Annotated in this window: 10 protein-coding genes; 7 read left to right on the forward strand and 3 right to left on the reverse strand. The window is 37.6% G+C overall.

Going from position 1 to position 12,421, the window contains the following annotated elements; genetic code table 11:
• Window positions 1-27 precede the first annotated feature (27 nt).
• Complete coding sequence (locus tag IC610_RS15495; protein WP_191737664.1) at window positions 28-3,870, forward strand: fibronectin type III domain-containing protein; 3,843 nt, start codon at window positions 28-30, stop codon at window positions 3,868-3,870.
• 227 nt (window positions 3,871-4,097) lie between these two features.
• Here IC610_RS15495 and coaE read toward each other — a convergent pair whose 3' ends face one another.
• From coaE to ruvB, 3 genes are all read right to left on the reverse strand, one after another.
• A complete protein-coding gene (gene coaE, locus IC610_RS15500; protein WP_191737665.1) occupies window positions 4,098-4,733 on the reverse strand; it encodes a dephospho-CoA kinase in 636 nt (211 codons plus the stop codon).
• 9 nt (window positions 4,734-4,742) lie between these two features.
• Window positions 4,743-5,609 carry an MBL fold metallo-hydrolase gene (locus IC610_RS15505; RefSeq protein ID WP_191737666.1) on the reverse strand — a complete coding sequence of 289 codons (867 nt, stop codon included), beginning with the start codon at window positions 5,607-5,609 and terminating at the stop codon, window positions 4,743-4,745.
• 80 nt (window positions 5,610-5,689) lie between these two features.
• Window positions 5,690-6,712 carry a Holliday junction branch migration DNA helicase RuvB gene (gene ruvB / locus IC610_RS15510; RefSeq protein ID WP_191737667.1) on the reverse strand — a complete coding sequence of 341 codons (1,023 nt, stop codon included), beginning with the start codon at window positions 6,710-6,712 and terminating at the stop codon, window positions 5,690-5,692.
• Between the two features lie 200 nt (window positions 6,713-6,912).
• Between ruvB and hutI the strand changes: the two genes are divergently transcribed.
• From hutI to IC610_RS15540, 6 genes are all read left to right on the forward strand, one after another.
• Complete coding sequence (gene hutI / locus IC610_RS15515) at window positions 6,913-8,139, forward strand: imidazolonepropionase (protein WP_191737668.1); 1,227 nt, start codon at window positions 6,913-6,915, stop codon at window positions 8,137-8,139.
• Entirely contained in the window at window positions 8,120-9,247 is a 1,128-nt protein-coding gene (locus IC610_RS15520; RefSeq protein ID WP_228462946.1) for a DUF695 domain-containing protein, read from the forward strand. Before hutI ends, IC610_RS15520 begins: the two co-directional genes overlap by 20 nt.
• Before the next feature lie 6 nt (window positions 9,248-9,253).
• Window positions 9,254-9,409: a hypothetical protein gene (locus tag IC610_RS15525; RefSeq protein WP_191737669.1), complete on the forward strand. Its 156-nt coding sequence runs from the start codon at window positions 9,254-9,256 to the stop codon at window positions 9,407-9,409.
• A gap of 45 nt (window positions 9,410-9,454) precedes the next feature.
• A complete protein-coding gene (locus IC610_RS15530; protein WP_056074871.1) occupies window positions 9,455-9,850 on the forward strand; it encodes a hypothetical protein in 396 nt (131 codons plus the stop codon).
• A 16-nt stretch (window positions 9,851-9,866) separates the two neighbouring features.
• Window positions 9,867-10,781 carry a formimidoylglutamase gene (gene hutG / locus IC610_RS15535; protein ID WP_191737670.1) on the forward strand — a complete coding sequence of 305 codons (915 nt, stop codon included), beginning with the start codon at window positions 9,867-9,869 and terminating at the stop codon, window positions 10,779-10,781.
• A gap of 244 nt (window positions 10,782-11,025) precedes the next feature.
• Window positions 11,026-12,318 (forward strand): aldehyde dehydrogenase family protein, encoded by a 1,293-nt coding sequence (locus IC610_RS15540; RefSeq protein WP_191737671.1) that lies wholly within the window; start codon window positions 11,026-11,028, stop codon window positions 12,316-12,318.
• Window positions 12,319-12,421: the final 103 nt, after the last annotated feature.

Here is a 12,421-nt window from a genome sequence, read left to right on the forward strand (position 1 = left end):
TCCTTTTGGATATAAATATTTAAAAATATGAAGAAGATTTTACTACTTTTTTCATTAATACTGGCATTTTTTACAAATGCGCAGGTAAGCACTTACAGTTTTGTGCAGTCTACAGGGACTTACACACCACTCACAGGTGCTACAGTTTTGGCAACAGCAACTTCGTCAAATTCATTGGATAATGCTGTTTATCCTGTGACATTACCTTTTCCTATTTCGTTTAATGGAGTAAATTACTCTGCATTGAATGTATCTACGAATGGTTTTATAACATTTGGTGCTACAGTGCCGGGAACTGCAACATACAGTCCTATATCAAGCACTGAAACTTACTCAGGTGCAGTTTCTGCATTTGGTAGAGATCTGAATACCATGTTTAACATTACCAACGTTACTGGTGATATTAGCTGGGGAGTTGTTGGTACAGCTCCCAACAGGGAGATTGTAATTCAATGGAAAGACTTCAGACCTACTTATACAACTTCAACTACAGCTGCTTATGCTTTCTCTTTTCAGATTAGATTGAGAGAAACTACAGGTACTATTGCTGCAGTTTATACAAAAGGAGCATATCTGGTTGGAACTACAACCTACAGTAGTACAGCTCAGGTAGGACTAAGAGGCACAAGCAATGCTGATTTCAATAATCGTAATAACTCAACAACTGTGCTTTATACTGCTTCTACAGCAGGAACGGGAAATGCAAACTCACAGGCGTTCAACACTACAGCCGCAACACCGGGTATGCCCAGTGATGGCCTTACGTACACATGGACACCGCCGAGCTGTTTTGCTCCAACAGCACTTAATGTGATTTCTTCAGCTCCTACAAGTGCAACAATAGGATGGGCTACCCCTACGGTAGTACCAGGTGCGGGGTATGATATTTATTATACCACATCTGCAACACCTCCTACTGCAGGAACAACACCTAATCAGACGGGTGTTACCGGAACTTCAACTGTAATCTCTCCTTTATTACCAGCTACTACATATTATGTATGGATAAGAGCAAGGTGTAGTGCATCAGATTTAAGTGGATGGACATCTATCTCATTTGTTACTCCTTGTGTGCCAGTAACAGTTTTACCTTGGACGGAAAACTTTGATGCGATGACTACTTTAGGTGCTGGGGTTCTTCCACCTTGTTGGAAAAATATTTCAGGTACATACGCATGGACTACAGCAAATGCTGCATCCACAACATTTAATATGCCAAGGTCTACTCCAAACTATGTAAGAATACAGTATGGAAATACTAATGCCAGTCAGCTTTGGACTCCGGCATTTAACTTGACTGCCGGTGTAACTTATGAATATTCGTTCTACTATAATACCAATGGAACAACTAGTTCTTACATTGGATTTACCGGGAACGTATTAGTGAATACATCTCAGTCAAGTACTGGTGCTACTAATTTAGGAACCTTTATTACTGCAACGCAGGGTACAAGTAATTATGTTCAGTATAAAGTCTATTTTACACCGACTACAACTGCAGCATATAATTTTGGAGTAAATTCCTCATCTACAGGTGCACCATGGTATTTAGGTTTAGATGATTTCAAATTAAGAGTAGCTCCTTCGTGTCTGGATCCTCAAGGTTTCACCGTAGTGAGTACAACTACTACAAGTACAACAGTACAATGGACAGTATCAAATCCTGCACCAGCAAACGGATATGATATCTATTACAGTACAAACCCTGCAACTCCGCTTGCAACGGTTATTCCTCAGTACGTAGGGGTTGCTGGTCCAACTCAGTTAATTAACAACCTTTTGCCAAGTACAACCTATTATATTTGGATTAGAGCGAAGTGTAGTCCAACAAGTATTGGTGACTGGACGGGACCTCTTTCAATATATACAAACTATTGTGTGCCTTCTGGTGGAACTTCTTCTACAACGTATTATTTAAATAATATAAACACCGGAACATCAGGTTTTACGAATATTGCTTATACTGCAAATTCTTATACTGCTTATGTGAATAATTCTGCACAAAGTTTCTCTGTATTGCCAGGAAATTCTGTGACTGTCAATTTAGCAACACCTTCTGGAACGCACTATTATCATGCTTGGGTTGACTGGAATCAAAATATGGTATTTGATGCAAATGAAAGTGTATATACTCCTACAGGATATCTTACATCGGTATCTTTTCCTATAAGCTCAGTGGGTAGACCTTCTGGTTCTTATAGAGTAAGATTCGCTTCAAACTGGCTGGGTGCAGTTACCCCTTGTGGTCCTGCAGCTTATGGAAACTATGTTGATTATACATTTATAATCAGACCATGTTCTACAACTGCTCCTACAAACGTAACTGTTACTAATATTAATCATATATCAGCTCAGGTAAACTGGACTCAGTCACCGGATAACTTAAGCTATAAAGTGTACTGGAGAGAAGCAGGATTAACGACATGGCCAAATTCGTCACCAATATTAAATCCTCCAACTACATCCTTTGTAATAAATACTGGTTTACAGCCGGCTAAGAATTATGAAGTGAAAGTTGTAGCGCTTTGTAATGCCAATGAAGGTGCAGCACCATCAATTCCATTCTCTACAACTTGTGATCCTACACCTCCAAATGTTGTTGTAAGCAATGTAGCTTCAAATTCTGCATTAGCAACATGGGGGCCTTTAGTGATCAGTGCTGTTTATGAAATCAGATGGAGAGAAGTAGGTACACCGGGCTGGTTTACTCCACAGACTACTGGAGGAACTACTCCTCAACCTCCATTGAATAGTTATTTAATGCAAGGTTTAGAGTCTTATAAAAGTTATGAAGTACAGGTTAGAACTATTTGTGTTGGTTCAACTGTAGGAAACCCATGGTCTAATCCACAAGTGTTTACAACAGTGAGAGTTTGTTCAATTCCGCCGCCGGGATTAACTATTACTCAACTGAACCCTACAAGTGCTGAAGTGACCTGGGAACCTTATACTGGTACTGGTGCTACAAACAGCTATATCTTGAGATACAGAAAAGTAGGAATTCCTAGCTGGACGAATATCAATGTTAATAATGCCAACACTTATACTATTAATGGTTTATTGGAATTAACTAAATACGAAATGCAGGTAGCGAACGTTTGTACCGGTACACCGGGTAACTTTACTCCACTGTACTACTTTACTACTCCTACAGTAACCTACTGTCAAACGGGAGGAACTCCTGGAGGACCAGATTATATCAACAAAGTTACAGTTACTCCTTATCAGGGTGCAGCATTTGTGAATCCTTCTGTAAATCTTGGATATCAATACTATACAGCTAACGCGGATGGTAAGCAGATTGTTTTGGTTCAGGGAAGTCAGGGTAACGTTGTTAAAATTGATAAAACTTCATCTTCAGGTTCTAATACCGGAGTAGCAGTTTGGATCGACTTTAACAGAAACGGATACTTTGATGTAAACGAAAAAATTCTTTCAAACGGACCAAACACTGCAGACACTGCAAGTGCATCATTTACAGTTCCTGATGATGCTTTCGTAAGCTTGACAGATTACAAGTATGTAATGATGAGAGTAGCTATGCAAAAAGACGGTATTCCTGTAAACTGTACCAATTTTGCAAACGGTGAGGTTGAAGATTATATGGTGAGAATCGTTAAAAAACCAGTAATCAATCCTCTTAACCAGACAGATATTATGATTTACCCTAACCCGGTAGCGACTGTACTGAACGTGAAAAACATTAGCAAAAAAGCTAATTTCAAAATTTACAGTTCGTCAGGTCAGTTAATCTCAAATGGATTGATCTTAAACAATAAGATTGACGTTAGCGGATTGATCAACGGACTTTACGTGATTGAATTGGTTGATGGCGACAAAACAGTTCAGAAGAAATTTATTAAAGAATAATAAATTAAATTTTAAAATAGAACAGGCTCTCAGAAATGGGAGCCTGTTTTTTTAGCAAATAATTCTTAGTTCTAAAAGATTTGTTTAATTAAGACAGTTGTAAACATCTACGCATAACGATTTGTGCCATCGACGAGATTGAGTATAGAATTAGAATCAAAAGTAAAAATGATTAGTACTATAACTCACAAAAAATCCCGCTGAAAATTTTCAGCGGGATTTTTTGTTTATTCAATTTCAAAAATGACTTTTTCAGTTTGATCTTTCAAATCGTCAAGATTGGTGTTGTTGTAAATGATACAATCTGCCAGCTTGATCTTTTCCTTTTCGGGCATTTGCTTTTCCATCACGGTCTGTACTTCACGGTAGGTTTTTCCGTCTCTGTCCATCACTCTTTTTATTCTGATATTGTCTTCTGCAGTAACCAAAATTGAGCGGTGACATTGTCTGTTTAATTTTAATTCAAACAACAGAGCGGTTTCTTTAAAAACCAAATACTTCTTCTGATCTTTTACCCATTCTTCAAAATCAATACGCACAGCGGGATGAATAATTTCATTCAGTGCCTGAAGCAGTTCATTATCGTTAAAAACTATTTCTGACACAAATTTACGGTCGTAAAGTCCTTTATCATCATAGGCTTGCTGACCGAGGAGTGCTTTAATTTTTAATTTTAAATCTTCATTGTCATTCACGATGTCTTTCGCGCGGTCATCCGAATAATACACCGGAAATCCACAGTCTTCAATGAATTTGGCAACGGTTGTTTTTCCAGAACCGATTCCTCCTGTCAGACCAATAATTTTGGGAGCAGATAAGGGATCGGGGTCGTTTTTCTGATTTTCTGAATTCAATTCTTCCATAGCTAAAAATTAATATCCGAAAACATCATTAAAAGTGAACGTTTCATCCAGACGGACACCCTTTTCAGTCATTTTTAGACTTGCCAGTTCATGGTGCGCATCATGTTCAAAGAACAGTAAGTAATCATTGTCTACACACTGTTTTAAAAACTTTGCTTTCTCTTCAACAGTTAATAAAGGTCTTGTGTCATATCCCATCACATACACCTGTGGAATATGTCCTGTAGTCGGAATTAAATCAGCTGCAAAAACAATTGTTTTTTCCTGATACTGAATCACCGGAAGCATTTGCTTTTCTGTATGACCGTCTACAAAAATAACATCCATCTTTAGATCCGGAGCAAAGCCATAATTTCCGGTTGCCGGGAGCGGTAAAAAGTTCAGCTGTCCGCTTTCCTGAATGGGAAGAATATTTTCCTTTAAAAAACTTGCTTTTTCTCTCGGGTTGGGTTCAGTTGCCCATTGCCAGTGATTTTCATTGGTCCAGAACTGGGCATTTTTAAATGCCGGTTTGTAACCTGATTTGTCATCATTCCATTCAATCGCGCCACCGCAGTGATCAAAATGAAGATGGGTAAGAAAAACATCTGTAATATCTTCTTTTACAAAACCATATTTTTTTAAGTTTTTATCTAAAGTATCATCACCCCAAAGCGAGTAGTGTCCGAAAAATTTATCATCCTGTTTATTTCCGAGACCGCAATCAATTAAAATTAATTTTTTGCCGTCTTCCACAAGCAGAGATCTTGTGCCGAGTTCAATTAAATTTCTTTCGTCTGCCGGATTTGTTTTTTCCCACAGACTCTTCGGGACGACCCCAAACATCGCTCCGCCGTCGAGCTTAAATTTTCCGCATTGGATTGGATATAGTTTCATATTTGTTTATTATTTTACGTTATTTATTTTATGTTATGGTGCAATTTCGGTAACCTGAAAAAGATGAAATCATTTTTTCTTCAAAAAAGTTCCCCGGGATTTCTCGGCACAGCAATATTCAAATGTTTATAAGCCTTTTCCGTCACTTCTCTACCCCGCGGAGTTCTGATAATGAAACCTTCCTGAATTAAAAACGGTTCATAAACTTCCTCTAAAGTTTCCGGATTTTCTGCAATGGAAGTTGCCAAAGCTGAAATTCCGACAGGCTTACCTCTGAAATTTTCAATCATCACGCGCATGATTTTGTTGTCCATTTCATCTAAACCAAATTCGTCAACATTAAGAGAATTCAGAGCATATTTTGTAATTTCAATTTCAATCTCACCGTCACCTTTTATCTCAGCAAAATCACGCACTCTCCGTAACAGAGCATTGGCTATCCTTGGTGTTCCACGGCTTCTTCTCGCAATCTCAATCGCAGCATCCTCATAAATTTTCACGCCCAAAACCCTGGCGCTTCTGATAATAATCATCGACAGGAGTTCAATCGTGTAATATTCCAGTCTGCTTTGAATTCCAAATCTTGCCAACATGGGCTTTGTCAGCATTCCGCTTCTCGTCGTTGCCCCAACTAAAGTGAAAGGATTTAAACCAATCTGAACACTTCTCGCATTCGGGCCGGTTTCCAGCATGATGTCGATTTTATAATCTTCCATTGCAGAATACAGATATTCTTCAACAACAGGAGAAAGCCTGTGAATTTCATCGATGAAAAGCACATCATTTTCCTCAAGATTGGTCAGCAGTCCGGCTAAACTTCCGGGCTTATCCAAAACAGGCCCTGATGTAATTTTGCAGCCAACTCCCAGTTCATTGGCAATAATATTGGCTAAAGTAGTTTTTCCCAGGCCGGGCGGACCGTGCAGCAGTACATGATCGAGCGCACCGCCACGTCTTTTGGCAGCGCTGACGAAAACTTCAAGATTCTCCAGTGTTTTTCGCTGTCCGGCGAAATCCTTAAAGCTCTGCGGACGGATTTGCTCTTCCTGCATCAGCTCTTCGTTGGAGTAATTGTCTTTATCTGGATGTAAAAAATCGGGCATTAATTCAGTTTCATTTACCGTAAAGATAATAAATTTAGGTTTAGGCAAAGGTTGAGACTGAGATAAATTTACGACAATGTGAAAGATTGGAAGACGTGCCGTATATCGGTTACTGAATTGATATATTTTAAGTATTTTTGAAATAGAAAATTGCAGCGTTGTACTTTTTAGGCTCAACCTCAACCTTAACCTAATTTTTAATGAAACTATTTGGTCCCTTCAGGCAGGTTGTCACACTTGCCAATCTTCCGTTAAGAGGAAAACTTTCAGACGCACAACTCGAAATTATTGTTGATGGCGGAATTTTAATTCAGAATGGTAAAATCCTGCAAACCGGAAATTTCGAAACGCTAAAAACTGAAAATCAAAATATAGAAATTGAAAACATTGAAGGAGATCAAATTGTTCTTCCAGCCTTCGTGGATTCTCATACGCACATCTGCTTTGGCGGAAACCGTGCGAATGATTTTGCCATGCGTAATGCGGGAAAAACATATCTGGAAATCGCTGAAAGTGGAGGTGGAATCTGGAGTTCCGTTCAGCATACAAGAAAAGCATCAGAAGACGAATTGCTCAAAACACTTTTAGAAAGAATTGATTTTTTAATTTCTTTGGGAATTACAACAATTGAAGTAAAAAGTGGCTACGGTTTAGACGTAGAAAACGAACTTAAGATGCTTCGCATCATCAAAAAGGCACAGGAACATACAAAGGCAACTTTAGTTCCGACCTGTCTTTCGGCACATTTAAAACCAAGAGATTTTGAGGGAACAAACGAAGAATATTTAAATTATATTTTAACAGAAATTTTACCAAAAGTAAAAGAAGAAAATCTGGCAAAGCGCGTTGATATTTTCATTGAAAAATCTGCCTTCCAGCCGGTAGAGAGCAAAGAATTCTTACTTAAAACTAAAGATTTAGGTTTTGAAATTACAGTTCATGCAGACCAGTTCACTCCTGGAAGTTCAAGAATCGCTGTAGAAGTCGGAGCGAAATCTGCTGATCATCTGGAAGCAACAATTGATGAGGATATTGAGTTTTTAGCTAACTCAAATACAGTTGCGACAGCATTGCCAGGTGCAAGTTTAGGTTTAGGTGAAAAATTTACTCCGGCAAGAAAACTGCTGGATGCAGGAGCCATCGTTGCCATTGCAAGCGACTGGAATCCGGGGTCAGCGCCGATGGGAAATCTGATTACACAAGCATCCATTTTAGCCACATTTGAAAAACTGACCACCGCGGAAGTTTTGTCAGGAATGACTTTCCGTTCAGCTTTTGCATTAGGTTTGGAAGACAGAGGAATATTAAAAGAAGGTTTAAAAGCAGATTTTGTTACTTTCAAAACAGATAATTTCCAGAATGTGCTTTACAGTCAGGGAAGTCTGAAGGCAGAAAATGTTTTTATTGATGGAGAAAAAATACAATAATATGGGAATTTTCAATAAAGTTTTCGGAAAGAAAGAAGAAAAAAGGGAAGTGGAAATCAAAACCTATAAAGATTTCTGGGATTGGTTTTTAACGGAAGAAAAAGAGTTTTATGAAGTCATTAAAAATCATAAAAACATTGAGACTGATTTTTTTGATATCATTTCACCCAAGCTGAAGCAACTTAATGAAGGCTACTATTTCCTGTGCGGGATGAGCGACGATGCTGTAGCCGAACTCATCATTACAGCGGACGGAGATGTTAAAAATATCGTTTTTGCTGAAGAAATCATTGCCGAGGCTCCAAAATCTGAGCGCTGGAAATTCACAGCCTTGAAACCTGAAATGAACCTTGACCACGGAATAAAAATGGATGGCAAAGACTTTTCGCAGGATAATATTTTCTTCTATTCCAACGAAATCGAAGGTTATCCGGATGAAATCGATGTGACTTTTGTCTACGAAGGTCTTACTGAAGAAAACAAAAACGACTGCGTAACCGGAGTCTGCATTTTTCTGGATAATTTTCTGGGCGAACTTAATTTTGCAACGCAGATCGATACATTTAATGTTGTCGGTACAGATGAGGCAGAAGCTGAGCTTGTTCCTGTTTCCAAATTAAGAGATTTTTTATCGTGGAGGGAAAGAGAATTTATTGAGAAATATAAGGATCTGAAAGATATGGGTGACGAAGACGCTTACTCTATTTTAGAAGCTGTTCTGAATAACGGATTACCTCTGATTGCGACAGTCAATACAACTGCGCTGAACTACGAAGCCAAAGCATCCTATCCATGGATTTCTGCATTGAAAATTGAATACAACGGAAACGAAAACAACGGGCTTCCTGAGAGCGGTGATTATGCAAAATTAGACAGTATCGAAGAAAACGCTTATCAAAATCTGAAAACAGGAGGCGGAAGTGTTTATATAGGGAGGGAAAGCGCCAATAATGTAAGAGAGATTTATTTTGCAAGCAAAGATTTCAGAAAGCCGTCAAAGGTTTTGCAGAACATTATCAAAAATCATCCTGAATATAAAATGTCACTTGAAATTTACAAGGATAAATACTGGCAGAGTTTTGAACGTTATAACGTAAATCAAAATTAAATTGAAATGATTTGGCAGGGAAGAAATGATGATGAGGAATTACTGCATCACAGAATATTTCAAAGAGTAAAAGAAGAAAAAAACTACGATTCTGTTTCAACTAACTACTTCGTTTTTCATGGTTTTACTACTCATAACGTTTATAGAAGAAATAGAGGTTAATTAAGATGAGAAATATTTTATGTTGATAAAAAAAATAGATTAAAAATGAAAAAGATAAGTGAAATAAAATCAAAGTATTTGTCTTTAGGTATTGAGGAAAAACATGTTCTTTATGCATTTGAAGCCGTAAAAGCTGGAAAAAAAAGGGATGTTATTATAAATAACTTAACCTCTGATGTGAGAAATGTTGATTCTGATTTAGCTAACAACATGATAGATGAGATGTTTTCTGCAAATGGAGGTGAGTTCAAGTACGAAAATAGAAACGGATATCTTTATTCCGTTTTTTACGGTGTTGCATTTAGTGCATTACTTTTAGTTACTTTGGGTATGGGACGAAATAGTAGTCTTCAATTGAAATTTGGTTTGGCATCCACTTTATTTCTAGGACTATTTTTGAAAACAATAATTCCTGCTTTGAGAGGGAAGTTTAGAGAATAGATTTAAAACAGTTATCATGATTTGGCAGGGAAGAAATGATGGTGATGAATTATTGCATCACAGAATATTTCAAAGAGTAAAAGAAGAAAAAAACTACGATTCTGTTTCAACTAACGATTTCGTTTTACATGGATTTGCCGTAGACGAGGGTGTTCGCAGAAATAAAGGAAGACAGGGTGCTAAAGATGCACCGGATGTTATCCGGAAAAATATGTCTAATTTTCCGGTAATCCGTCCGGATTTTTCACTGCTTGATTTTGGGAATGTTACCTGTGAAGATGGCGATCTGGAAAATACACAGAATCAGCTGGCGAAAAATGTTTCCAAAGTTTTATTGAAAGGTGGAAAGTCTCTAGTTGTTGGTGGTGGCCATGAAGTTACTTTCGCCCATTATCGTGGTGTGAGAACAGCTTTTCAGGAACAGAAAATAGGAATTATTAATTTTGATGCCCATTTTGACAACAGGCAGCCCGAAAATGGAGTAGGAGCCAGCTCTGGAACAGGTTTTTGGCAGATTGCTCAGGAAGGTGAAATCAATTCTCTGCATATCGGAATTCAGAAAAATTCAAATACTTTAAAACTGTTTGATACGGCACATCAGTTCGGGATGAAATATATTCTGGCAGACGAATTATTTTTTGAAAATCTACCGTCGGTATACGAAAGAGTAAGCGAACTCATTGATGATGTGGACGTTTTGTATGTAACAATCTGTATGGATGTTTTCAATGCTTCAATTGCGCCCGGAGTTTCTGCTGCTGCCTACAATGGAATTTTTGCAGACGCAGCGTTTATGAAAATCTACAGACATATTCTCAAAAATAAAAAACTGTTGGCACTGGATATTGCAGAAGTAAATCCGCATTTTGATATTCAGGAGCGTACAGCGAGACTGGCGGCGAGTCTGGCGAATGAGTGGTTTATGATTTAAGGATCGATGATCTTTCAGATTTGGCAAATGATTCAGTTTTTTACATTAATAAATCTGCCTGAACTTTTAAATCTGCGGAAGATATATTTTAATTAAACTTAAATTTTTCTTCTTTATAATAAATCAATTTCATAGAATTTATCATTAATTTAAAACGGTATAAGGAACAACATTTGTTGCCTTAAAAATGCTTTATCCAAAAGCAGAAGATTCTGAACCGAATCTTTAAAAATGGAAATCTAACATGGAAAATTTAATAGAAAACAAGCTTTTAAAAGCTGACAACGCTTTTCAGAAATGGAAAAATGTTCCGTTTGAAGAAAAGCAGAAACTTATTGCAAAAGCTGCAGAAATTTTTAAAACCAAAGCAGAAATATTTGGTGAAATCATAACCGGTGAAATGAATAAGCCCATTTCGCAATCCATTGCAGAAGTTGAAAAATGTGCTCTGATGATGAATTATTATGCAGAAGCAGAAAATATATTAAGTCCGGAAAAAATTGATTCCGAATACAGTATTTCAGAAGTAAAGTACATTCCCAAAGGTGTAATTCTCGGTGTGATGCCGTGGAATTTTCCATTCTGGCAGGTTCTAAGATTTGCAACACCGGCAATTTTGGCTGGAAATACAGTGGTTTTAAAACACGCATCCATCTGTTTCGGTAGTGGAAATGCTATTGAAGAAGTTTTTGCAGAAGCCGGTTTTCCGGAAGGTGTTTTCCAGAATCTTGAAATTGGGCATAGAGAAGTTCAGGAAGTTTTGGAACATAAAGCAATTCAAGGTGTAAGTCTTACCGGAAGCGAAAAAGCCGGAGCAGAAGTAGCTGCCATCGCCGGAAAAAATATTAAAAAATCTTTATTGGAATTAGGTGGAAGCGATGCTTTCATCGTCTTGGATGATGCTGATCTTGATGAAGCTGCAAAAGTTGGTGCTTTGGCAAGACTTCAAAATTGCGGACAAACCTGTGTGGCGGCAAAAAGATTTATTATTCTGAGAGATATTGAATTCGATTTCCTCCCGAAATTTATTGAAGAATATAAAAAATACGTTCCGGCTAATCCTAAACTGAAAGAGACAAAATTAGGTGGAATGGCAAGACCTGATCTGGCAGATGATCTGGAAAAACAATATCAGAAAGCTCTGGATCATGGTGCAGAAGCGATTATTCCATTAGAAAGAATTTCTGAAAATGAATTTAATCCAGGGCTGATAAGAGTGGAAGAAGGAAATCCAATTTTGCAGGAAGAATTATTTGGACCTTTGGGAATGATCATGATTGCGGAAAATGATGATGAAGCCTTAGAGATGGCCAATAATATTCCGTTTGGTTTGTCTAATTCAGTCTGGACAAATAATAAAGAACGACAGCAGTTTTTTATTGACGAATTGGAATCCGGAACTGTGAATATTAACAGAATGACGAGTTCAGATCCGCGTTTTCCATTTGGAGGAACTAAAACTTCCGGTTATGGGACTGAGCTTTCTTTACATGCTTTGAAAGAATTTGTAAATATCAAAACCATCATTGGAAAGTAGATCTCACAATTTAAAATTTAAACCGTTAATATTTGTAAGCTGACATTATTGGTTAAGAATCAATGAAAATTGTTTAAGCGCTCCGCTTAATGATTTACCTTGG

Source organism: Chryseobacterium caseinilyticum (assembly GCF_014837145.1).
Taxonomy (GTDB): Bacteria; Bacteroidota; Bacteroidia; order Flavobacteriales; family Weeksellaceae; genus Chryseobacterium; species Chryseobacterium caseinilyticum.

Bases quoted from the DNA above. Each gene is read 5' to 3' on its own strand.
- hutI (WP_191737668.1), top strand. From the start codon at position 6,913: ATGAAACTATTTGGTCCCTTCAGGCAGGTTGTCACACTTGCCAATCTT.
- ruvB (WP_191737667.1), bottom strand. From the start codon at position 6,712: ATGCCCGATTTTTTACATCCAGATAAAGACAATTACTCCAACGAAGAG.
- IC610_RS15495 (WP_191737664.1), top strand. From the start codon at position 28: ATGAAGAAGATTTTACTACTTTTTTCATTAATACTGGCATTTTTTACA.
- IC610_RS15530 (WP_056074871.1), top strand. From the start codon at position 9,455: ATGAAAAAGATAAGTGAAATAAAATCAAAGTATTTGTCTTTAGGTATT.
- IC610_RS15520 (WP_228462946.1), top strand. From the start codon at position 8,120: ATGGAGAAAAAATACAATAATATGGGAATTTTCAATAAAGTTTTCGGA.
- coaE (WP_191737665.1), bottom strand. From the start codon at position 4,733: ATGGAAGAATTGAATTCAGAAAATCAGAAAAACGACCCCGATCCCTTA.
- IC610_RS15505 (WP_191737666.1), bottom strand. From the start codon at position 5,609: ATGAAACTATATCCAATCCAATGCGGAAAATTTAAGCTCGACGGCGGA.
- IC610_RS15525 (WP_191737669.1), top strand. From the start codon at position 9,254: ATGATTTGGCAGGGAAGAAATGATGATGAGGAATTACTGCATCACAGA.
- IC610_RS15540 (WP_191737671.1), top strand. From the start codon at position 11,026: ATGGAAAATTTAATAGAAAACAAGCTTTTAAAAGCTGACAACGCTTTT.
- hutG (WP_191737670.1), top strand. From the start codon at position 9,867: ATGATTTGGCAGGGAAGAAATGATGGTGATGAATTATTGCATCACAGA.